Source organism: Methylomonas sp. LWB (genome assembly GCF_001856095.1).
GTDB lineage: Bacteria > Pseudomonadota > Gammaproteobacteria > Methylococcales > Methylomonadaceae > Methylomonas > Methylomonas koyamae_A.
On sequence record NZ_MKMC01000011.1, the window covers coordinates 59,870 to 84,240 of the forward strand.

Consider the following 24,371-nt stretch of genomic DNA (forward strand, 5'->3'; position numbering starts at 1 on the left):
TTAACCCTCGCTGCCTTCGGCGTCGGCCGGTTTGGCCGAGGCGGCCAAGGTTTGCAGCAACGCTGGATCGTTGATCAATTTGGCAATCAATTCCTCCGCTCCGGTCTTGCCGTCCATATAAGTGATCAGATTGGACAACTGCGTGCGGGCTTCGACGATTTTATCCAGGCCGGCGACCCGTTTGGCGACGGCGGCCGGCGAAAAGTCGTCCATGCTTTCGAAGGTAATATCGACATTCAGGTTTCCTTCGCCGGTCAGAGTATTCGCCACCTGAAAAGCCACGCGCGGCTTCATCGATTTCAAGCGTTCGTTGAAATTATCGACATCGATTTCCAGTAACTTACGATCCGCCACCGGCGCCAACGGTTCCGCCGGCTTGCCGGACAAATCGGACATGACGCCCATCACGAACGGCAACTGCACCTTTTTTTCCGAGCCGTACAACTCGACGTCGTACTCGATCTGGACCCGGGGCGCCCGGTTCCTTTGAATAAACTTTTGACTGCTTTCTGCCATGATATTCTCCGCTTGAGATATTTAACGACTACAAAAAAGGTTAGTGTGGATCGGGGCCTTTCAACGCATCGATATGCGTCAGGGCATCCGGCATCAAATTTAGGACAATTTCGCGAAAATCGGCGGTCACCAGGTGTTTTGCCCGCAACAATAAAATCGGTACCGGACTGGAGGGTTCGTTCTCCGCGTAATACTTGCAAATCAAATCCAACGATTTCAAAACATCCTGGCGCGTCGCTATTTCGCCTACTCCCGCCTTGGGCTTGGCGGACACCCGGACCGTTTCGCCGGCATCCGCCACATTCTCCTCGGCAACGTCGCTTTCCGGCTCGACTTGGTCAGCCAAGCGGCTACCGGCAAATTGCTCGAAAAAATGCCGAATCTCTTTAAACAAGGCCTTGGCCGCGCTCAGACTGGCCGCCTGGCTATTGCCTACTCGATCGACAACGGCCGCATCCAAGCGGTCCAATAGCGCCATGCTGTCATTGATGGCTTGAAAATTGGCCGCGAGCTCCTCGAGTTCGACATCCAGAAACGCCGCGTTGATCGCGCTGATTTCCGGCTTGGTCTGGCCGGCCGGGAGGTCGAGCTTGTCGGTGGCGTATTGCATATCGCGCAAACAAAACCGACCCACCGATTTTGACTCAACCAACATCGTCTGACTTAAGGGCCTGAGCACCCAATCGAAATTGTTCAGTTCTTCGATGATATTGATCCTGAGGGTCGGATCGAGGCCATCGTCGGGATCGAGTTGGGGATGCAGGTGCTCCCAGTAGCGATCTATCCACTCGGTCAACAGGTTTAAACCGTCTCGAAAACCGCGCACGCCTTCGGTCGGAATCAGACAACGGATTAAATATAGGGCGACCTGCAGATCCTTAGACCGCCCCAGCAAGGCCAACGCATCCTTTTGCACTTGCCGCCAATTGGGCGGCATGGCTTTTTCGCCGGAAAATTGATTCTCCGGCGTCCCTAGAATATCGGTATCCAACGCCACCCTGGCGTTGTCGTATTCCAGATTGTCGCCGCAAGGGTTGTCGGCGGAAATCTCGTCCAGTAAACCGGATAAATCGGCCATGGTTCAGTCCTGCTCCTGTTAGGGTCGGTTATTGCCACCCGCCGATCAGAATGAACGGCGACCAAAAAAACGGGTGTTTAAAACGTTTGGACTTGATCATCGCGATCTGCGCCTGGCGCATCGCTTCCGCCTTGTTCAAGGAATTGCCCAATCCGTCGTAAAACAAATGCATGAATTCGGTGGCGGCCTGATCGTTGATCGACCACAAGCTGCCGACCGCGCTTAAAACGTTGCTCTTGACCGCCAATCCGCTGAAACCCAATAGCATCCGGTCGTCGCCTTCGGCCGTTTCGCAAGCACTCAGCGTCAATAAATCGATAGGTTCGCTCTTCAACCGATCGCCCCCCAAGCTGCCCTCGAAATCCAGCAAGGTCAGATTCTGATCGTAAGCCATCACGAAACTTTCCTTGGCGTTCTTACCGAAATACCCGTGCGAAGCGATATGCACCTTCGCGTAATCGCCGGTTTCTATATCCCTCTTCAACGCCGACGCCGTGAATTGATTATTCAATAACATCGTGCTGTTCTGTCGTTTCGCGACCGAATCGATTTCCCGCTCGATATTGGGCAAGCTCAATTCTTCGACCAAGCGCGAACGGTCCATGGCTTTCTGCGCGACATCGGCGGGTTTATTGCCGATCAAACGTTCGACGACGTTGTCTGGCAGCGTGTCGATCGCGGCGCCGTCCGGCCGGCTCAAACCGGCGACCAGGGCCCGCAAGTTCTTCCGTTTCGCGACCTGCTTGTCCCAATTTTGAAACGTCAAACCCGGCAATGTCACGATCGCGTATTGTTCGACCAAAAACCGGCCGCCATCCTGTAACACCGAGTACGGCACCGCCCGCAAATTGCGGTCGGGCACGTAGAGCAGCAATTTCGCGCCGGCCGCCGCGACATCGTTGGCAATCGGTTCGAACAGCCACTGGTAAAGCTGTTTGGCCGCGGCCCGGTAGTCCTTGCCGGCATGCAAGCGCTGCGTCAGGATTTGCGCCTGTTCGCGTACCCGCTCGGCCGACACCGGCACGCTACGTCGCACAACGAGCGGGCCATGCTTCATCAACAACTCCAGCCTGTCGGTCAACAAAATCGGGTAAACGATGACGGTTTCCGGAAACGCCAGTTCTCGCCAATCGTCCCGGGTTTGCACCGAGATCGAACACCGCCCCAAAAAAAAGTCCTGCAAATCGGCTTCCTTGATCGCTTCCATGCTGGACATGGCCTTGTTCAGCGCCTGTTGCTCGGAATCGCCGGTGCCGGCTTGCCGTAACAACAAATCGACGTAGCCACGGTGTAACGGATCGATCACGGTATCGATCGCGCTGCGACCATCGGGTAAATTGATCGGCAAATCGCCCCGAATCGCCAACAAATCGTTCACCGCCTGCTCGTAGGCGCGTAGCGCCGGTACCTGTTGTCCCAAACGCAGCAACAAGTCGCCTTGCAGTGCTTCAAGCTCGGCCAGCAATTCCAGGTAGCGTCGATCTCCGGCCAATGCCAACGCTTGCTCGGTCAGTGCCAGGGCCTCGCGATCGCGGTTTTGCTGACGATATAATCTGGCCATCCCCAACAAGGCCTCCACCCGCATGCGCGGCGGCGGGTTAACGCCCGCCAACACCTTGTCCAGTGCGGCATACGCCGCGCCAACCCAGCCCTGGCCATCGCTCGGCGCCGCCTCGGCCAGCAAAGCCTCGGCGGTTTTCAGCCGTACCTTGGCCGCCGGAAAATCGTTCGGCAAACCTTCACTTCTGGCAGCCAGCTCAAGCAATGCGGCAACTCGACCGCGTTTATCTTCACCCGCCGCCGTCCGACTCAACGCCACGCTCATTCGTAACGGGCTGTTGCCCTGGCTTCGCAAAGCCGCTTCAGCCTGATCTGCGTATTGCAAGGCCTGTTGCCGATCGCCCCCGGCTAGAGCCAGTTCGCTCAAATAGAGCCCAACTAATCCGCGTAAATAGTCCGGCCCGGTCTCGGTATTCCGATAAGCGGCTTTGAGCAAGGGTTCGGCGGCCTCTTTACTGTTCAACAAGAACAGGTTGTAACCCGCCGCCGCCTCGACCGCCGCCAATAAACCTATATCGCCCTTAACATCGACCACCGCTTGCAGCGCGGCATCGAACTGTTGTTGCGCCGCTTGCAACTCACCGTTGTCTCGCAGTTGCTCGCCTCGCAAGACTACCGATCGAATTTCGGCGGCGGAAACCGGCACCGGCATCTCGGCCGACGCGGCATTTCCAACCGCCACTCCCAGCGCCAGAACAGTTATGGCAATCAAGTCTAGCCGCATTTGCGCTTCTAGCATTAAATTTGGCAATTCGATTTCCTCGTCTTGGATTGGCCATGGCTGGACCGGATTTTCGGCAATCGCTATCGCGGCTATTCGACCGATCTCCCTGCCGATCCGCCGAGAACCGATTTCGCTATCGTCGCTCCGGCGTCGAGGTTGGCGTCTCCAACCAGCTTAATATATCAACAAGCGTGCCAACCACGACGGAAGCCGCCTCGCTTCCGATAACAACTTGTTCTGAAAAGGATTTAACGAATATCTCGCGGAGCGCCGAACGTCAGAACCGCCATTCGCCAACCGAAATCGGCACGGCATTTCGTAACGCACGCGATATATCGCCACTCCGTTAGAGTCTATTCCGCTAAAAAACGTTGAAATTGACCCGAAAATGGATACCGTCGTCTTGAATACTGTGGCTGCTGCGCTGCCGATTCGGCACCGGCGTAAACGCATGCGCCCAATAAAATTCGGTCGTCAAACCTCGAAACTGCCACTGCAAGCCGATACCGGCCGAATACAGATAATGAGTGGATGGCCGAGCATTGGTCGCGGTCGGACTGTCCCAAGCCCCGCCGTATTGGATAAACGGCACCAAATGCAGGCCGTCGCGGCCGCCGACATCCAGGTAAAGCGGATATTTGACTTCAGCGCCGACATTGAAGCCGTTGTCGCGCACGTAAGTATTTTCCCGATAACCTCTGACCGTATACGCCCCGCCCAACGCGTAACGTTCCAAGTTTAGTAGCGGCTTATCCGCCAACTGAATATTCGCCTTCACCAACAGGGCCGCGCCGTTCTCCAACAACTTCACCGAAAACAAACTCTGGCCCAACCAACTGAAAAATTGGCCGCTGGGCAAACCCGGTCGATTAGTCGTCGCCCCCAACATATCCAAACCGACGTTGAAGGTAGACCAAAACACCAATCCCGTGTCCTCGCCGCGATGCGAAAAATGCTGGGCAATTCGCATGACGCTGGCTTGGGTCGCGCACCCCAAGCCTTCGCCGCCGGAAATCGGTTGGCAAGTATTGCTGACTTGGCTGCGATTTTCGCGAAACGCCATATTCACGCTGAATGTCAGATCGTCGTTAAAGCGCCGATAGATCGGATGGCTAAGTCCGGCTTCGAAACCGACGATGTGATTGGTAATGTTCAGAGTCTCCAGCGGCGGTTCAACGATGCTGCTGTAGGTGTCGCTGTAGCGAAAACTGGCCCGCAAGTCGCGCGCGGTCAGCGGCACACTGATACCGGTGTTGTAACCCTGCACGCCTTCATTGACGATGAACTGACCGTCTATCCGTTCACCGAGCGTCAACAAGTTGTCGACCCAACCGCCAACCCGGCCGGTATACGCGCCCACGGCCGGCGTCTGGTAATCGTCGGCGCCCAAATATAACTGGTAAGGCCTGGCCCGCTCGACTCGCAAATCCAAAATCGCCTCGCCCAGCTTTTCCCCCGGCACCAAGCGACCATTCAGTTGTTGAATCAGCGGGTCGGCCAACAATTGCCGATAACTGTCTTGTAAATCCTCGACCCTTAACGGTTCGCCGGCCCCAACCAACAAGCGGTCTCGCAAATAAGCCTCGCGCAAACGCTGTTGCCCGCTCTGCCGGACTTCGGTCAACCGCCCTTCGACGATATTCAAGTGCAGCACGCCGTCGGCCAGCGACTGACTCGCCAGCACGGCGCCGGAATTGATATAGCCGTGATCGATGTAGTATTGGCTGACCGCGCGTCGTAGCATTTCGATGTCGGCGGCGCCGATTCGACGGTGCAAAAATGCCGCCGCGACGCTCTGTAGTTCCGCGTCTTCGAAAACAGTATTTCCGTCGAAAATGACACGCTGCAGCTCGACGCTGCCGCCGGTCGACGCCGGGGCTCCCGACTTAGGCAGTTCCGGCAACACGAAACCGCTGCTGCCAACAGCCGGCCGCTCCGGCTGGGCCAAGGTCGGCTGTCGGGACTTGGTCGGGTCGGCATTCAGCGGCGGCGGTTCGTCCGCCACGGTCTTGGTCGCGAAGGCGGCAATCACTAATCCAATTCCCAAGCGGCGAGACCAAATCGGGTTTCGCTTAGCGAGCGCCGTGGCGGCCTTCAATCTGTCCGGGCCGACAGTCCCCGCATCCGGCGCCGGCTTGGCTCCGCTTTGTACCAAACCGCGACCGTCCAACATCCCAAGCTTTCGCCGTATCGCCATCGCTTATGCCTTACCGCAAGAACGGCCGGTCGAAGGGGCGTCGAAAGTCACGCTTAAGCGATCGGCCGCCGCCAAGCTCAGCGAGAGCGGCGCATCGCCGAATACCGAAAACGGCAGAATTTGCTCGTAGGCCAAGACAACGCCGTTGCTTTGCTTAAACTCCAGCGAACTGCCGTTACCGCAGGGATCGTTGGGAACATCCGGCAAATCCACCGGCTTGGCGACGATGGAGACATCGACATTGACCAAATTACCGGGCTGTCCACTTTGGAAACCGTTGACGAACAGGTTCAACCCGGCGGCCGGCGTCCAATCGGAACGGCTGCTACCGGCCGGTGCCAAATAGCCCTGGTATTGCGGATTGGCTTTGATCGCTTTCAAATTGTCGGCCTGCACCCAAAGTTTTCCGGTCTCGCTACCCAGAATATTGCCGTAATCGCCGCCTTCCGGCAGCCGATAGTAAACCTCGTTTTTAACGCCCAAATCGCCATGCACCCAAACCGTCGTACCTCCGCCTGAAAAAATCACTTGGGTGATTTGCAACGGCGTGCCGATGTTCATTGCGGCCGGACTGTAAATCCGCGCGCCGGCCAAAATCAGTTGCACCGCCTGTAGGGTCAGGCCGCTGTCGGCCCTACCGGTCAAACTGCCGGAAATCAAGATGTTGTTCCCAGCTTGCAGCAAGGCCGCATTCACGCGGCCGCCGATGTCGATATCGCCGCCGGCGATGATATCGCCGTCGATGTTACCGGCGTTGGTGACGCTACCGCCGGCGCGAACTCGGCCGTCCAATGTGCCGGTATTTTCGACGTTGCCGCCGGCCGTCGTCCGCCCGCCTATCGTGCCGCTATTAACGATATTGCCCGGCGCACTGGTATCGCCGTCGATCCTGCCGGCATTGACGATATTGTAGGCGGCGTCGGCCGGCGGCGCCGCCATCGTCAACGCGGCATGGGCCGTGTCGCCCGCCGCCGGCGCCCCGTCTCCGACTAAGGCCAAGCCGCCGATCCGCCCGCCTTCGGCATTGGTCAAATCGCCCGCCTTGGCCCAGGCCTGACCGCCGATGCGGCCGGCATTGACCAAATAACTGGCAGCCTCGGCGTCGCCGTCGATTTCAATATCGGCATCCGCGACGATGCCGCGATTGTTCAGCAGATAACCGCCTCGCGCTACCGCATTGCCGCCGATGCTGCCGTCATTGGTCAGATTGCCGGCGGCGGCGGCATCGCCGCCGATACGGCCGCGATTGTCGATATCGGTAGCGTTTAGGCTTTCCGCGCCATTGTCGATCGTACCGGTATTCAGCAGCCCGACGCGGTTCCCGTCAGCTTCGAGCGCGATTAACAACGCTTGACTGCTGGAACCGGCCGCCTCCGCACGACCGTTGATCGTACCGGTATTCGTGATTTTGCCACCGGCCACCGCGTCCCCGTCCAGCCGTCCGGCGTTATTCAAGGCTCCGCCGGCCTGAGCGCCGCCACGAATTCGGCCGGCGTTGCTCAAATCCCGTCCGGCAGCCGCGGCACCGGTAATATCGCCGTCGGCTAGGCTGACAATATCCCGGTCGGCGAAAATGCCACCGGCCTGGACAGTGCCGTTATTGAACGCATCCCGGCCGGCATGAATACCGCTTCCGACCACGCCGCCGGTCCGGTTGTCGACATCGCGGTCGGCCCGGGCGCTACCTGAGATCGCGCCGGAATTGATCAGGTCGTTACCGGCGCTCGCATCGCCGCCAATTTGGCCGGCATTATCGATGTCAGCGGCATCGGCATTGCCGGAAATGCTTCCGGTATTGCTTAGCGAACTCGCGGCGTTAGCGAACGCGCCGACACTACCGCTGTTGGTTAACGCTCCCGCACCGGCTATGGCGGCGGCACCGACCGTGCCGGTGTTGACTAGATCGGTACCCGCCGTAGCGGAGCCAGCGACGTCGCCAGCGTTAACCAGCGTCGTCCCGGCGCTGGCGTTACCGTTGATTGAACCGGCCGCGGCATTGGTCAGTGCGCCTGACGTAGCCGTCGCATTTCCGCCGACGCTGCCGGCGTTGGCCAACGTACCGGTCGCCGTACTGGCGCTACCGCCTATCGTCCCATCGTTGGTCAAGTCGCTTCCGGCGTTGGCCGACCCCGAAATACTGGCACCGGTTTCGTTGATCAAGCTCGTTCCAGTCTCGACGTTACCGGAAATAGTGCGACTGGCGACATTAACCACGCTGCCGATTGCATTGACGTCGCCGCTAATGACACCGTCGTTAGTCAAATTTCCGCCAGCCGCCACGCTGCCAACGATAGTTCCCAAATTGTCGAGATGACCGCCGTTCCGAGTTTCCGCGCCGCCCTCGATTCGGCCTGCCGCGTTATTCGTCAGCGCGACGGCACCATTCAGGCTACCGCCGGTATTCGCGGTCGCTTTCCCGGTAATCGTGCCGCTATTGTCCAATACCGCTCCGGCACTGGCGTCGCCGCCTATCTCGCTAGTCAAGCCATTGATTAAGTTGCCGACGTTTGCGACGGCACTGCCGCCAATGCCTCCGTTATTGGTTAGATCGCTACCCGCCGTGGCGCTGCCGCCGATCATGCCGTCGTTGGTCAAACCGGTGCCCGCGCTGGCGTTGCCGCCGATGCTGCTGCCCAACGCGTTGCTCAAACCACCGGCGGTGGCCGTGGCATTGCCGGTAATGCCGCCGGTGTTGGTCAGGTCGGTACCGGCCGTCGCGGAACTGCCGATCGTCCCGTCGTTGGTCAGCACCGTACCGGCGCTGGCGTTGCCGCCGATGGTTTTGCCGCTCGCGTTGGTCAAAGCCCCCGCCGTCGCGGTAGCATCGCCGCCGATGTCGCCGTTGTTAGTCAAATCAGTACCGGCAGTAGCGCTGCCGCCGATCGTACTATCGTTGCTCAAACTGGTGCCGGCGCTGGCGTTGCCGCCGATGCTGCTACCCACCGCGTTGTTCAAGCCGCCGACGCTGGCCGTGGCGTTGCCGGTAATGTCGCCGGTATTGGTCAAGTCGGTGCCGGCTGTCGCGGAACCGGTAATCGTGCCGGCGTTGTTCAAGGTCGTGCCGGCCGTCACGCTGTCGGCTTGCAGGCTGGTGTCGCTCCCGACTTGGATCGCGCCGCTGGCTCGGATGCTGTCGCTGGCACCGTTTTGATCGGCGCTGATTTCGCTGCCGACCCCGCTGATTTGCAGGTCGCCGGCTTGCACGTCCACGCTCAGCGCGCCGCCACCAGTTTTGGTCACGGCGCTGCCGCCGCTCAGTACCAAGTTGCCGCTGCCAACCGTTACCGCCAAATTCCCTGCCCCGCCGCTGCTGTCCTCTATCACCGAGCCGGCGGTCATGCCCAGGGTGGTACCGCTAATGACTGTTAGATCGCCGCTGCCGGCGGTTTTGCGGATCGCGCCGACGTTGGTGGTGCCCAGGTTCAGCGCTCCGCCGGACGAGACGCTAACCGTGCCAGTGGTTTTGTTGACGGTGATCACGCCGGTGCTGCTGCCGTTGCCGTCCAGGGTCAGCGTACCGCCCGCTGTCACGCTTTGATCGGTGGACCCAGTCAGCGCGATTAAACCTTGGTTGAGCAGGTTGCCGGTTGTCGCCACGGCGCTGCCGTTGATCGTGCCGGTCGCGCTGTTGGTCAGGTCGGTGCCGGCCGTGGCGTTGCCACCGATCGTACCGGCGTTGGTCAGCACCGTGCCGGCGCTGGCGTTGCCGGTGATGGTTTGGCTTGCCGCATTGGTCAGCGTTCCGCTGGTAGCGGTCGCGTCGCCGGTGATCGTGCCGCTGTTGCTCAAGTTGCGCGACGCGGTGACTGTGCCGGTGATCGATCCCTGGTTGTTCAGATCGGTGGCGTTTTGGCTTTGGGCGCCGCCGTTGATACTGCCGCCCACGGCGTTGGTCAAGCTGGTCACGCCGCTGAGACTGCCGCCGTTATTGGCGCGGGCCAAGCCGCCGATCGTGCCGCTGTTGTCCAGATAGCGCGCCGCTGTCACCGCGCCGCCGGTCACGCCGAGGTTTTGAATATCCGTGCCGTTCTGGCTGCTGACGGTATCGCCGCCGGCATTGCCCAATGTGCCGCCGAATTGGTTCACCACGGTGTAAATCTTGCCATTGCCATCGGCGGTCAGGCCCGCGACGCCAAAGGCCGAGGTGCCGCCGGTCGCGTTGCCATTGATGGTGCCGCTGTTGGTCAGCACGGTGCCGGCACTGGCGTTGCCGCCGATGGTTTTGTTGGCCGCATTAGTCAAGGTGCCGGCGGTTGCCGTCGCGTCGCCGCTGATACCGCCAGTGTTGCTCAAATCGGTGCCGGCCGTGGCGCTACCGTTGATCGTGCCGTCGTTGGTCAAGCTAGTGCCGGCGCTGGCGTTGCCGGTGATGGTTTGGCTTGCCGCATTGCTCAGCGTTCCGGTGGTGGCGGTGGCGTCGCCAGTGATCGTACCGCTGTTGCTCAAGTTGCGCGACGCGGTGACTGTGCCGGTAATCGATCCCTGGTTGTTCAGATCGGTGGCGTTTTGGCTTTGGGCGCCGCCGTTGATACTGCCGCCCACGGCGTTGGTCAAGCTGGTCACGCCGCTGAGACTGCCGCCGTTATTGGCGCGGGCCAAGCCGCCGATCGTGCCGCTGTTGTCCAGATAGCGCGCCGCTGTCACCGCGCCGCCGGTCACGCCGAGGTTTTGAATATCCGTGCCGTTCTGGCTGCTGACGGTATCGCCGACGGCATTGCCCAATGTCGCGCCGTTTTGGTTCACCACGGTGTAAATCTTGCCGTTGACGTCGGCGGTCAGGCCCGCAACGCCGCCGGCCGAGGTGCCGCCGGTCGCGTTGCCGTCGATGGTGCCGCTATTGGTCAGTACCGTGCCGGCGCTGGCGTTGCCGCTGATGTCGCCGGAGTTGGTCAGGTCGGTGCCGGCCGTCGCGGAACCGCTGAGCGTGCCGGCATTGCTTAAGGTCGTGCCGGCCGTCACGCTGTCGGCTTGCAGGTTGGCGTCGCTCCCGATTTGGATCGCGCCGCTGGCTCGGATGCTGTCGCTAGCGCCCGATTGATCGGCGCTGATTTCGCTGCCGACCCCGCTGATTTGCAGGTCGCCGGCTTGCACGTCCACGCTCAGCGCGCCGCCACCAGTTTTGGTCACGGCGCTACCGCCGCTTAGCACCAAGTTGCCGCTGCCAACCGTTACCGTCAGATTCCCCGCCCCGCCGCTACTGTCCTCTATCGCCGAGCCGGCGGTCATGCCCAGGGTGGTACCGCTAATGACTGTTAGATCGCCGCTGCCGGCGGTTTTGCGGATCGCGCCGACGTTGGTGGTGCCCAGGTTCAGCGCTCCGCCGGACGAGACGCTAACCGTGCCAGTGGTTTTGTTGACGGTGATCACGCCGGTGCTGCTGCCGTTGCCGTCCAGGGTCAGCGTACCGCCCGCTGTCACGCTTTGATCGGTGGACCCAGTCAGCGCGATTAAACCTTGGTTGAGCAGGTTGCCGGTTGTCGCCACGGCGCTGCCGTTGATCGTGCCGGTCGCGCTGTTGGTCAGGTCGACGTCGGCCGTGGCGGAGCCGTTGATCATGCCGTCGTTGGTTAAACTGCCTGCCGTTGAGACCAGATTCCCAGAAAACTGTCCCTGGTTACTGATATCCACGTTTGCCGTCAAGGTTCGCAGGCCAGCACTTTGTAACAGTGACGCATTGCCTGACGCGGTGGCAACGTCAACAACCGCATCCTGAATTTGTAGCACGCCGTTATTCGATTCGATTTTGGAGCCATCAGTCATACTCAGCGTCGTGCCGCTGGTCACGGTCAAATCACCGCTGCCAGCGTTCTTAAGAATCGCTCCGACGTTGGTGTCGCCCAGGTTCAGCGCGCCGCCGGACGAGACGCTAACCGTGCCGGTGGTTTTGTTGACGGTGATCACGCCGGTGCTGCTGCCGTTGCCGTCCAGGGTCAGCGTACCGCCGGCTGTCACGCTTTGATCGGTGGACCCAGTCAGCGCGATCAGGCCTTGGTTGAGCAAGTTGCCGGTTGTCGCCACGGCGCTGCCGTTGATCGTACCGGTCGCGCTGTTGGTCAGGTCGGTGCCGGCTGTGGCACTGCCACCGATCGTACCGGCGTTGGTCAGCACCGTGCCGGCGCTGGCGTTGCCGGTGATGGTTTGGCTTGCCGCATTGCTCAGCGTTCCGGTGGTGGCGGTCGCGTCGCCGGTGATCGTACCGCTGTTGCTCAAGTTGCGCGATGCGGTGACCGTTCCGGTAATCGATCCCTGGTTGTTCAGATCGGTGTTAGTTTGGCTTTGGGCGCCACCATTAATGATGCCGGCATTGATCAAGCTGGTCACGCCGCTGAGACTGCCGCCGTTGTTGGCGCGGGCCAGGCCGCCGATCGTGCCGCTGTTGTCCAGATAGCGCGCCGCCGTCACCGCGCCGCCGGTCACGCCGAGGTTTTGAATATCCGTGCCGTTCTGGCTGCTGACGGTATCGCCGCCGGCGTCGCCCAATGTGCCGCCGAATTGGTTCACCACGGTGTAAATCTTGCCGTTGACGTCGGCGCTCAGGCCCGCGACGCCAAAGGCCGAGGTGCCGCCGGTCGCGTTACCATTGATGGTGCCGCTGTTGGTCAGCACGGTGCCGGCACTGGCGTTGCCGCCGATGTCGCCGGTGTTGGTCAGGTCGGTGCCGGCCGTGGCGGAACCGTTGAGCGTGCCGGCATTGCTCAAGGTCGTGCCGGCCGTCACGCTGTCGGCTTGCAGGTTGGTGCCGCTCCCGATTTGGATCGCACCGCTAGAACTAACCAGTGTCGCGCCTCCTCCCGTCAATGTCGTCGTCGATCCGTCTTGAATTAATAAATTCGTGCCTGAAATCGAAATAGTACCGGCACCGCCCGCTGTCACCGTCGAACCATTTAAAAGAACCTGGGAGCCTTGAATATCCACCGATCCTGAGGCGGTATTAATCGCACCGCCGCTAAGACTGACGCTTCCGGAGGGGGAAACACTCGACTTGACCCCTGCGCCGTCGGGATCAACACTGGTGAAACCGAACCCGGTAGGAGCGATGCTCAATGAACTAACATCCGTCGTGGCCAGACTAAATTCGCTAGATGAAAAACTAACCTGCGTGGCATTACCAACGTGAAACGATCCGGGCACGTTTATCGAAGCGCCCGCACCAATCACTACTCCTTCGGGATTGAACAACCAAAAGTTAGCATTGGTCAGTTGATTGCCAAAACTAACAATACCGTTGATCGTGGATGCCCCATTAGTGCCGTCAAAATTTACGCGGGCAATAACGTTATCCACACTTGAACCGGCACCGCAATTGGCGCCGGAACAAACGAAACGCGCCTCATCGGTATTTGCGGGGAGATTGAACTTAGAAAAACTGAAGAACAGATTGGATCCGGATTTGACACCATCCGTTTCACCAGTAATGGTCGTCACGCCTGAGCTCGGCGTGAGGGTATGTCCGGCTCTCAGCGTCGAATCGACAACCACTTCCCCGACCCCGTAAGCATCCACGCCATACCACACCAGCGCTAGCCCAGCAACGAGACCCAAATCCGCGGGGTGCTTACGATGGATTGCCACAACGAAACACCTCATTGGGATTAAAAGTTGCCGGCGCCTCACCTAAGGTTTAATAAAAGTGTTGCGGAACCTTAGTTTTTCGGCTCGGGAATGCGGGTTTAACGCCCGGTCGGCAGAACTGACGCAAACACGGCATCCATCCCCAACCGAACCCTCTTTTATTAATTAGCTCACATTTTTGAAAAAAACTTTAGGTAACTTTATCCAAAAGCACGAATCCGGTCAATCTAAGTTATGTCTCCAAGACACGCATCAACCCACTTAAACAATGCATCCACTGGTGGCTATTTTCGCTTGGCGACTTCGTATTGAATCCGGACCCATGTAATGCCTGGGACCTGCATCGCCGGGACTAACGAACCATCGCTATTGGCGATACTCTCGACATTTGGCAAGGCTTGCTCGCTGAAAACGGCGACGATGTTGTCGGTACCGACCGGGCCGGTGATTTCCAGCTTGAATTTGTCGGGCCGCGGCGGAATTCGGTATTCGGTGTCCGCCTTGACTTTGCCATTCTGGTATTGGTTGGGCAACAGCTCGCTGATTTCGCCGGTCGCACCGATGTAAGCCACGCGCAGATAGCCGGACTTGGCCGTATAGAGCGTCAGCTTCAGCTCCTCTCCGATCCGATACTGCGGTTTACTGGATGCCAAACTGAGAACGCCGTCGGCACTAGCCGCCTGATGCTTCGGTTCTGCGGCCTTAACCGCCTCCGCTCTGACTTCGACAACATCGACGGCTGAACGGGTATGGCCGTCCATGACCGTCAACTCCACGCGGTAATCGCCGGCTTTGTCGGGAGTCAACTCGGGATGCGCTGTATCCGCATTTTGCAAAGAAACGGCACTGCCATCCGGTATTTGCGCCAGTTTCCAGTTATAAGTCAGCGGCTGCCCGTCGCCGGATCTGGAAGCACTAGCGTCAAGTTTGACGCTGTCGCCGACGGTCGCTTGCCGATCGGCGCCGGCATCGGCCGAAGGCGGCGCCGCAACCTGAGGCGGAGCGGCGATCTGCCAACGTTGGGCGTCGGAGGCGGGCAACGGTTCCGGCGACTGCCGGGTCAACCACCAATTGGCGAGTCCGCCCGCCAAAACCAAAGCGATCGCGACGCTGCCACCGACCAATTGCGGTGACCAACCTGCTTCCGGATCGAATTGTTCCAGCCACTCTTCCAGCGCCTTGGGCCGACGCTCCTGCAGTATTTCGATGGTCGATTTCAACAATTGCCATTGGCGGCGATTCAAGCCCTTGACCGGCGCCGGCGCGAGCTTCTCCCCGCGTTGCTGCCCGATGAACACGGTAGACGCTGGTTTGCGGCCGTAGGGATGCCGGCCGGTTAATAATTCGTAAACCACTAACCCAAAAGCGTAGATGTCGTCGCGCGGATCGGCCTGGGCACCGTTCATCATCTCGAAACTGGCGTAGGGTGGCGTGTGCCCGCCTTCGACCCGGGCATTGAAAACCGTTGCGTCCGGATCGCCGCTTTGTTTGGTGCGGGTAGCGATGCCGAAATCCAGCACCTTGACGTCACCGCCCTCGGTGACGAACACGTTGGCCGGCTTGAAGTCGCTATGCACGATTCCCTTGCGATGCGCGTAGGCCAAGGCCTCGCCCATGCTCAGTATCAGCGGCCAGGCCCGCTTTAATGCAACACCGCCTGACGCCGAGGCGTCTCGGATCAACTGGCTTAAGGACCGGCCAGCCAGATATTCCATGGACATGAACACGTGATCACCGTCTCTATCGAAATCGTAGACCGTGATGATGTTGGGATGCGAGAGTTCCTGAGCCTTTTCGCATTCGCGCTGTAACCCCGCCACCAGCATCTCGTTCAACGCCAGCGCCGGATTCAATACCTTGATCGCGACATAGGGGTTTTTCGATCTGGCTTCGACTTTGCGTCGATCAACGGCCTTGAACACCATACCCATACCGCCCTCGCCCAAACTTTGAATAAGCTCGAAACGCTCTTTCAGCAAATCGCCGATAGCCGGGGGGCGGGCGATTTGCTGAAACGCGGGCGGTGGCCTGCCGTTGGCGAGTTCGGTGGCCTCGTTCGGCAATACCGTGGCATCGAAATTCGGCGCTTCGGCGACTGGCACACCATGACCCGCGCTTGCGGTAAACAAGTGAGTTTTGTCGTCGTCTTCAGCCGGCGTCACGGATACCTTCCTTCAACGGCTGTCGTTTCGACCGGCACGGCAACAGCAGCGGGCAGCATGGTTACGCTAAAATAAATTCCCATCTCGCCCCGCCCAAATCGCGGCTATTGTTTTCCCAGACTGACGATCCGTACCCGTCGATTCGCTTCGGCCGTTGGATTTTTGGTGTCGGCCAATTCCTGTCTTCCGCGCCCTTCAATCTGAATCGCATTGCCGGCAATACCGAATTTATCGATCAAGTAAGCCTTAACCGCCTCCGCGCGCCGCCTCGACAATTCGATATTGAATTGATCGCCCCCGACAACATCCGTGTGCCCTTCGATCCGATATTTGATCCCTTCCAGTTCGCCGGAAGCCAAGGCCTTACCGACCGGCTCCAACTGAGTCTTGGCCTGAGCGTTCAGCGTCGCTGAGTTATAGTCGAACAAAATCTCCATCGAAATAGCCTTCTCGGCCACCGTCGTCGGTAACTGCACCTTACGACCGGTGGCTTTGTCGATATTGCTGATTTTCTTCAGCCCCCTGACATTCTCTAACTCGGACTCGGGTACGTCCTGATAATCGTCGGCATCCGCCGGTGCCGGCTGCGCCGCCGGTTCCTTGAAATGTTCGATAATCTCGTTGGGGTTGGGGGTCGCCTTACCGAAGTTTTTGTCTTCGGCCCAGGCCTCGGTAGCCAACAATCCGACAATCACTATTAAACCCAACCAACTGGCGTTATTGTTCATGGCCTTCCCCCTGCTTTCAAAAAAATGAGTATAAAACTATCACCGCTCGCGAAGCGGCTCAACCGCCCAACCCCGTTCATGCACACTCGGCGACGACGACGGTAATATTATCCCGACCGCTTCGATTTAGCGCGGCATTGATCAACGCTTCCGCAACCGTTTGACAACTGGCACCGGCCAACAAATCGGCAATCTCGTCGTCGGCTAGTTCCTTATCCAATCCATCGCTACATAGCAGATAACGGTCGCCGACTTCTGCGACGAAGCGCTGCGTATCCAATTCCAACTTGGCCTGACCGCCAACCGCCCGCGTAATCACGTTGGCGCCGACTTGCTGCAAGGCATCTTCTCGGCTCATCAAGCCGGTTTCCATCAACTCGTCCAATAAAGTGTGGTCGCGTGTGACCTGATCTATCCGGCCGGCCCGAAACCGATACAAGCGACTGTCCCCGGCCCAGACCGCCGCACACTCGCGGCCCCTGGCCAGCAACACAACCACGGTCGTGCCAATCACCGCACCTTGCTGCAAACTTAGCGCAAAGCGGCACAAATCGTCGTTGACCTTAATCAAACGACTACCGACCCAGGCAATTTCCGCATCCAAGTCGGCCAATTCAGGCATTTCCGCGAGACTGTCTACCAACAGGCGGCTAGCCAAATCGCCGGACTGGTGGCCGCCCATACCGTCGGCCACCACCCATAAACCCTGGCCTGGTCGACACAGCATCGCGTCCTCGTTGTGTTTACGCTTGTTGCCCACCACGGTAATCCCGTGAGAATTCCAAGCCAAACTCGGCTCAACGCCGGATAACTCCGGCAGCGGCGGCGGCTCCGAATTCACGGCACCGGCGGCCTCGGAAACCGGCGGCGTCGCAAGACTGAAAACCTGGCACTGCCAAGCATTGCTGTGGCGCGGCGCGCCTTGTAGGAAACCAGCGTAGGCATCGAGCGGCGGCAAACCTTCGCAATACAAAAAATTCGGCCGGCCCTGTTGAGTGCCATGACAAGCCCATAGGCTGTAATTGCCCAAATAGCGGTCAAGCAACAACTGACTCAAGCGCGGGAACACGTTGCCCACCTGCGCCAATGAGTCCAGGTCGAAGCGAACCGCTTGCTTAGCGGCACCTACGCGTTCTCCCGTGGAATCCAGCGCGAACTGACCGGCCGACGCCGCATCGATCGCCAGAATCTCGCGATCAAAGCCATCCAGATCAAACTGTTCGGCCAAGCCGGCCAAAGCCGCCTCCTCCAAACGGGAAAACCAATCGGACTCCGGCAAAAACATAGCTGAAACGGCATTGGCATCGACCGCCTGCGCCAAGGTCAGCGGATAATAACGCCCCACCCGGTCGACGCTGGGCATCATCACGCCGGCCCAAGCCGACGGCCCGCAAAGGCCGGGACTAAGTGTGAAGCGCCAAATCGGGCTGACCAGAAATAGCGAAAGCCACTGGTCGCCCAACATTTCCTGGCTGGCACGCAACGATCCTTGCAGCCATTGATCCCAGGGATCGATAAACTGTCTGGGCAAGCGCCGACTGACAAAATCGCCCAGCGCCGGCACTTTGCCGAAAAAACCGACGCGGTGATTTTCCGGAACGCTCACAACGACTCCGGACAACGAAAAGTTTGGTACTCGCTGATGCCGAACGGGTTATTGACGCTAGCGGCACGCAGCTCGAAACGGGCGCTATAACCCTCCAATTGCACGGTCAAATTGAAGCGGTCCGGCAGACTAGTCGGCTCGATATTGAATTCGTCCAGCATCCGAAATAAAGCCCATGCCCCTTCCTTAGTCCGACTGACTTGCTTGCCGTCCAAGGCTTCGAACACGACCCGAACCCCGGCACTGTTGTTGGTGCCGGGCCATTGGAATTTGGTCAACTGCTCCGGACCATGGCGGTAGACCAGCTCCTGGCCTTCGACATTCAGCCGAAAAGTCCCGATCCGGTCGTCCAGGGTCAACGGTTTTAACTCGAATTGCACTTGCGGCACCGCCCCGCCGTTCGGGAAAAACGCGTCGCGAATTTTGGCGGCAATTTGGAATTGGCGGATGCTCGCCGGCGCCAAGCCCAGTGCGTTATCGGAAGCCAATTCTCGCCATTGCACCGCCGCCGTATCGACGAAGGCCTTCAGATTGGTGCTGAAAAATTGGTCCACCACACCGTTTGCGGCAAAAACCTTACCGAAGTCGGCCATCAAAACGTCTTGCGGGGTGTTTTTCGCGAACGGGTAGCGACCGGTCAGCGCGGCTTTGCATGGCAAACTGACCGAAGTCTTCAACAAATCGTTCAACTGGCTCTTGGCGCCCGTCTTGATTTGCTGACCACCGGTTGTGGTCAACGCGTTCAACGACGCGGCAATCGGACCCGGCAAACGCGCGAACTCCATTTTGGCGGCCTGGATGGGATCGATGCCTCCACCAGCGGCTTTGGCCGCCTCGGTGGACAAGGCCTGACCGCCGGCATTACTGGCCGCGCCGATCTGCATCAGATAGTCGTGCAAATTCTTCAGACTGGTCAGGGTAGATGCTATCGGCGCAGGCCTATCGGCCGCGCCGCGCACTTGCATATTGAAAGGCTCGAAATAAGCTTCCAGAGCTTTAACCGGATCAATACCACTATCCCCTTGCTTAGCCATCGCAAGCAACTTTTGGGTTGCCGCTTCCGGAACGGCTAACCCGCCGCCGGCCGCTTTGGTCAAACTATCCGCCAGATTGGCCGACAGCTTGCTCAACGAGGTATTTTTCTCGACCAACTCCAGCAGCAGTTTTAACGGCGAATCGGGTCGGGACAGCAGATCCAAGGTATCGACCAGTTGCGTCGTGCTCGGTTGCGGTCGAAACTTGACCGCCGTCAGCACGCCATCCCACGTCTTTTGATAATCGGCCAGATACAGGCGTTTGAAGTCGCCGTACAGGCGATCCAATTCCAACACCGTATCGGTGGCACTGACACCCAGCACCCAATTTTGCGAGGCGGCTTCCTTGACGTAATCCATGCCTTTCTTTAAAAACCAGTCGGTGTAGCCGTACCCGGTAAACAAACCGGGCACAATCAGACTATCCAGGCCCTTGCCATTGGCGGCGGAAAATACGCGATCGCCGTTCGGCGCCAATTGGCCGGCCAATATGACATCGTGATCGTGATCGAATAGGGCTTCGCTTTTGAAGCGGCTATAAACTTGGTTGACCAGCGGTACTTGGGTGAGTTTATTACGAACCGACGTGACGAAGCTGTTATCAATCGGCGCCGAATCCAAGTCGAGCGCCAGTAAATTGTCCAAGTGAGTCAGCAACTGGGCCTGCGTTTCGGGGTCCGTGGAAAACTGATGCTCCCAATCCAGCTTAACCCAGGGTTGCGCGACCTTGATATCCATGCGCTTCGGATCGCCGAACATTAGGTATACGCGCAACAACTGATATAACACATCCAGATTAGCGCCTTCGTCGCCCTGCATACGTTCCTTTAAGCGCACGACAACTAACGGCAAGAAGTTATCCCTCAGCAGTTTTTCGTAGGCCACATTGACACCGGCTTCGATCTTGTCGCCCTGGTACAGGCCGAAACCCCCACTCCAACCCACTTGGCGATAAACCTCTCGTGCATCGGTAAGAGCATTGAGTTTGGGCAACAACGCGACAAATCCACTACGGGTGTCCGTGCCGACCGCATTGCTGGCGCGAAACGCGGCTACATGTTTCTCGACTTCAGCCAGCGCCAGTTTATTTGCTGTCAGACTAACAAACCAGCAAACCACGGCAATAGCGACGACGCCCGCCGTGGCGGCGTAAGCGCCAAGCGACAACAATCGATAGCGGCGTTCGATCTTCGGATCGACACCCACCAAATCGGCTTCCGGGAATACGACCTGTTTGAGCAATTTGCCGAGAAAGAAATTCTTGCCGCGTCCGCTCATCATCGGCACGGCCTGACGTTCCAAGCGAAAGCTGCTCGCCAAGGCTGACAACACCCGGTCGATAGGCGTGCCTTCTTGAGTACCGCTACTGAAATAAACCCCGCGTAGTAAAAACGGCTCCTCGTATCGGCTAACCGCAAACGTGGTTTCGAGAAATTGCAAAGCTGACGATTTCAACAACATCATTTGCTGCGGAAAATCGAATATCGCCGCACGGCGTTGTAGGTCGCGCTCTTCTTGCATGCGCTTCAGGCGGCGCTGCAGCAAGCGGTCCACCAATTCGTCGTACGCGAGCCGAAATTGATCGAGGTGCTGCGGCAGGTCTTGAACGCCCGCTCCCGGCGCAAAAGTTTCACCCCATACCTGTCCACGTTCGTCCTCGCTCAGATTGGCATAAAAGTCGGTAAATCCGGCCAGCAAATCAGTTTTGGTGAACAATACATAAACGGGCAACTGCACGCCCAATTGGCCGTTTAGTTCCATGATACGCTGGCGCACGGCCGTCGCATGCTGGCGAATTTCTTCCTCGGTTTGCCGCATCAAATCGCCGACACTGACGGCGACGAAAACCCCGTTTAACGGCCTACGCGGCCGGTATTTTTTTAACAACTGCAAAAAGCCGTGCCAAGCCGATGCATCGACCTGCTGATGGCTATCTTGGGTTGTGTATCGACCGGCGGTATCTAACAGCACCGCTTCGTCGCTAAACCACCAATCACAATCTCGGGTCCCGCTGACGCCTCTAATCGCATGCTTGCCCAAGCGCTCGGCCAGAGGAAAATGCAAGCCGGAGTTGATTAGTGCGGTAGTTTTACCGGAGCCCGGCGCGCCGATGATGGCGTACCAGGGTAGCTCGTACAAATACTGGCTACCGCGCGATTTACCGGTCGGCGTTTTCAATAGCTGTAGGGCATCCTCAAAGCCGCGCCGCAGCACGTCCAATTCCGCTTCGCTGGCGGAAGCCGCGTCGTTGGCATCGGCCGTCGCTAAGTCCGCGATCAGTTTTTTCTCGCGGTTGGTCGAGAGTACCTTATGCAGCATACGATATGCCAACCAGACAGCGACCAAAATCCCTATCGCCAACCAGCGAGCCCATTCGGACTCCAATGGAACTGCTCCGGCTATCGCAATCAACGGACCGATAAACCAGATCAGCAGCGCAACGGCAAGCACGCCAAGCAGTTCCAGCACCCATTTTGTTTTCAAGAAAACCATAATCCGTCCCACGCGGCTATCTCACTTCACCAAAATATCGACACGACGATTGAACGACCGGTGTTCCGGGCTATCGTTAGGCTCCAGCGGCTCTCCGTCAGCCCGGCCTTCGGCTCGGGCAGTGCCTGCCAATTGGGCCGACTGTTGCAAAATAGTCAATACGTTTTTTGCCCTAGCGGTGGACAGACTCCAATTGGACGGGAATTTGGCCGACACAATGGGCTTATCATCGGTGTGGCCGGTTACTAATATACTCTCCTGACCATTTTCCAGCTCCTTAGCGATTTTCTTGAGCATTGGCAGAAACTCGGGTTTCACCTGATCGCTACCGGATGGAAACGAATTACGGACGCGAATGACGCTATCATCGACAACTTCTACCATATTCGCGGCGATTTCGTCCTTCAGCAGCGGCTTGAACCTCTCCAGACGCGGCACGGCTTTTACTTGCGTTTGAGCAGATTGCGCCGCGGACGTATCAACGGTAGTTTGGGCTGGCGCGGCGGTCAACGTTAATAAATCTCGGTATACCGGGTCTGAAGTCGAATTGATCCAATAGGCAAACCCTAGATAGCACAGTATCAGCAAACCCGCCGCCACCGCTCCGAATATCCAGAGGGGAACCTGCTTCATCAAGTTGCTTTTTCCAGTATTTTGGCCGCGCCAGCGTGGCGACAACTCCGGTTCAAAGTCGCCCCGAACTCGTTGGATGAGCTGATATAACTCCAAGCGCTGGCGCTCTATATCGTTTAAACCATTCGGAATAACTCGGTATTTCCCTTCGAACCCAAAACTCATTAATACATAGCAAAACTCCAATAATGACAAGCTTTGCGCCGGCTGCTTGACCAGATAATCGACGATTTGAAAAAAACGCTCTCCACCCCAGGCCTCCTTATGAAACACGATTAACAAGCTCTGGTGCCCCCAGTTACTTTGACTGCCCCAAGGGGTGTTTTGAATGATTTCATCCAGAAACGTACATAAACAATAGCTGGCCATTCGGCCTTGTTCAGTCGGAATGCCGGCGGCCAAGGTGCGGTTTTCGAACTCGCGCACCTCCTTTCCCAATTTTTGCTTGAGTTCATCAACCGCAGGGTAGCTTACCGTTTGTTTCAATCTGGACGCTAGTGACAACAAGCCCGCAGCCAAATCGACCAAGGAGCCGGATTGCCTAAACGGCAAGGCCTCTATCAAGTTGACAGGCGCCTGAATATTTAGGGGGGGCTGAATCTGAGCGGCTGGCCGGCTGGCGCCGACATCCGGTGATCGCCCGCCAGGCATGGGCCGAAGTACGGTTTTGTCGTCGTCACCGAAAGGTCCACCTTGCACCATAATCATCACCCTTTTTTGATGGCCCAAAATTCCAATTCCAAGCCTGGAAAATTACCGCCGATATGGAAAGCGAAACCACCTGAATCCGCCATCTTCTTCCAGTACGGACTATGTTTGTCGAGTTCGAAATATGAATAGCCGGCGTGATAGGGCAGCTGTCTTGGGGCGACCGGTAGTGGGTGAATAGAGATTCCAGGTAGCGCCGCTGTCACTAGTTGAGTGATTTCTTCGACGGGACCTATTTTGACTTGTGGCGGAAAGTGAGTACGTAGCATTTCCGACGAAATCTGCGCGCCTGCCGCCAACACGTATATCGCACTATCCAACAGTTTGACGTCTGGACGACCGGAGTAGTAAACGGATTGACTATGTTTGTTTAGCGGAATCTGGATGGCGTTCTGCTCAAGCACCATACTCAGTAACCGACGTAATTCTTCGATCAACGGAATGAAGCTTAACCGTAAATCGTCATGCTGGTAGTCCGGCATTTTCGCCGGACGCTTGTTCTGCCTGTAAAAAGTTGAGAGGTCTCCCATGATTTGCAAGCTTAGACTAAACATGCTTTCCGGGTGGAGACTCGTTTCGTTGGCTAAGTGCTGAAGCAGCGGTTGGTAGCGATTGATGGTTTGCAGCAACATGAAATCGGCGACTTCCGCAACCCCGGCACCTTGCGATGCGCCGGATACTCGCGAGGCCAAAGCTTCCCCACGAGTGTGTAACAAACCATTCAGTTCTCGTAAAAAGCCGGATAATAAGCCGCACGCACCCGCCTTTAAAACAGGGGGTATATAGTTTTCATCCAGTAGCACAGTTTTATCCGCGCGAACTTCAATTATTCGAGCAACGCCCAAACACAAAAAACCCGAGCGCTCCTCGCTTTCCAACATTAAGCGCGGGCGAATAACCCCAATTTGAACCGGGTAGCGTCCATCATTCCCAGCATTGCTATCTCTCACATCCCTAGTTGCTATCCGGTAACGAGCCAATGAATCGGGCGTATACTCGTCATCGGTTTCCGCAGCTTCTGACCGACGCATAGGCAAGGCTAAATAGACCCTTTCGTCAGTAGTCCCTGATGGTATATCCAGTGGTAACGGTAATTCGTCTTCCGTAGGCAGATTATATGGTGTACCGTCTTGGAAGATTCCCCTTGCCCTTAACAGGCAGATTTTTCCAATTGCCAATGATCCGTGATCAATTTCCAGGGCAGAATAACCCCAATCGAATGCACGAATGCCATGGCAGCGTCCGTCTATCCGCGCTTCCAAATAGCGATCATGCTGCTGGAAATGTTGCGGGCGAAGAAACATACCCTCGGACCAAACGATCCTGTTGTTATTAGACATATTTAGTCAAACATTTTGCT

Annotated in this window: 11 protein-coding genes; all 11 read right to left on the minus strand. The window is 57.8% G+C overall.

Annotation, left to right across the window (positions count from 1 at the left end; translation table 11 throughout):
- Complete coding sequence (gene tssB, locus BJL95_RS05765; RefSeq protein ID WP_064030005.1) at positions 1 to 516, minus strand: type VI secretion system contractile sheath small subunit; 516 nt, start codon at positions 514 to 516, stop codon at positions 1 to 3.
- A 40-nt stretch (positions 517 to 556) separates the two neighbouring features.
- Entirely contained in the window at positions 557 to 1,594 is a 1,038-nt protein-coding gene (tssA, locus tag BJL95_RS05770; protein ID WP_064030007.1) for a type VI secretion system protein TssA, read from the minus strand.
- A gap of 28 nt (positions 1,595 to 1,622) precedes the next feature.
- Positions 1,623 to 3,905: a CHAT domain-containing protein gene (locus tag BJL95_RS05775; protein ID WP_139306147.1), complete on the minus strand. Its 2,283-nt coding sequence runs from the start codon at positions 3,903 to 3,905 to the stop codon at positions 1,623 to 1,625.
- A gap of 334 nt (positions 3,906 to 4,239) precedes the next feature.
- Complete coding sequence (locus BJL95_RS05780; RefSeq protein WP_083385698.1) at positions 4,240 to 6,075, minus strand: ShlB/FhaC/HecB family hemolysin secretion/activation protein; 1,836 nt, start codon at positions 6,073 to 6,075, stop codon at positions 4,240 to 4,242.
- Positions 6,076 to 6,078: 3 nt separating this feature from the next.
- A complete protein-coding gene (locus tag BJL95_RS05785) occupies positions 6,079 to 13,119 on the minus strand; it encodes an S-layer family protein (RefSeq protein ID WP_139306148.1) in 7,041 nt (2,346 codons plus the stop codon).
- Between the two features lie 812 nt (positions 13,120 to 13,931).
- Positions 13,932 to 15,809 (minus strand): protein kinase, encoded by a 1,878-nt coding sequence (locus tag BJL95_RS05790; protein ID WP_139306149.1) that lies wholly within the window; start codon positions 15,807 to 15,809, stop codon positions 13,932 to 13,934.
- Between the two features lie 104 nt (positions 15,810 to 15,913).
- The gene (locus tag BJL95_RS05795) at positions 15,914 to 16,537 is read right to left on the minus strand and encodes an OmpA family protein (RefSeq protein WP_071156209.1); all 624 of its coding nucleotides are present in this window, start codon (positions 16,535 to 16,537) and stop codon (positions 15,914 to 15,916) included.
- 76 nt (positions 16,538 to 16,613) lie between these two features.
- Positions 16,614 to 18,143 carry a type VI secretion system-associated protein TagF gene (gene tagF, locus BJL95_RS23665; RefSeq protein WP_175463653.1) on the minus strand — a complete coding sequence of 510 codons (1,530 nt, stop codon included), beginning with the start codon at positions 18,141 to 18,143 and terminating at the stop codon, positions 16,614 to 16,616.
- The gene (gene tssM, locus BJL95_RS05805; RefSeq protein ID WP_254786695.1) at positions 18,140 to 21,670 is read right to left on the minus strand and encodes a type VI secretion system membrane subunit TssM; all 3,531 of its coding nucleotides are present in this window, start codon (positions 21,668 to 21,670) and stop codon (positions 18,140 to 18,142) included. Before tssM ends, tagF begins: the two co-directional genes overlap by 4 nt.
- A 21-nt stretch (positions 21,671 to 21,691) precedes the next feature.
- Entirely contained in the window at positions 21,692 to 23,011 is a 1,320-nt protein-coding gene (gene icmH / locus BJL95_RS05810; RefSeq protein ID WP_368086598.1) for a type IVB secretion system protein IcmH/DotU, read from the minus strand.
- A complete protein-coding gene (gene tssK / locus BJL95_RS05815; protein WP_071156213.1) occupies positions 23,011 to 24,351 on the minus strand; it encodes a type VI secretion system baseplate subunit TssK in 1,341 nt (446 codons plus the stop codon). The genes icmH and tssK overlap by 1 nt, the downstream gene beginning before the upstream one ends.
- Between the last annotated feature and the right edge of the window lie 20 nt (positions 24,352 to 24,371).

What these genes read in the sequence shown, in the direction of transcription:
- tssK (WP_071156213.1), bottom strand. Translation starts at nt 24,351, where the DNA reads ATGTCTAATAACAACAGGATCGTTTGGTCCGAGGGTATGTTTCTTCGC.
- tssM (WP_254786695.1), bottom strand. Translation starts at nt 21,670, where the DNA reads ATGGTTTTCTTGAAAACAAAATGGGTGCTGGAACTGCTTGGCGTGCTT.
- BJL95_RS05795 (WP_071156209.1), bottom strand. Translation starts at nt 16,537, where the DNA reads ATGAACAATAACGCCAGTTGGTTGGGTTTAATAGTGATTGTCGGATTG.
- BJL95_RS05780 (WP_083385698.1), bottom strand. Translation starts at nt 6,075, where the DNA reads ATGGCGATACGGCGAAAGCTTGGGATGTTGGACGGTCGCGGTTTGGTA.
- tssB (WP_064030005.1), bottom strand. Translation starts at nt 516, where the DNA reads ATGGCAGAAAGCAGTCAAAAGTTTATTCAAAGGAACCGGGCGCCCCGG.
- icmH (WP_368086598.1), bottom strand. Translation starts at nt 23,011, where the DNA reads ATGATTATGGTGCAAGGTGGACCTTTCGGTGACGACGACAAAACCGTA.
- tssA (WP_064030007.1), bottom strand. Translation starts at nt 1,594, where the DNA reads ATGGCCGATTTATCCGGTTTACTGGACGAGATTTCCGCCGACAACCCT.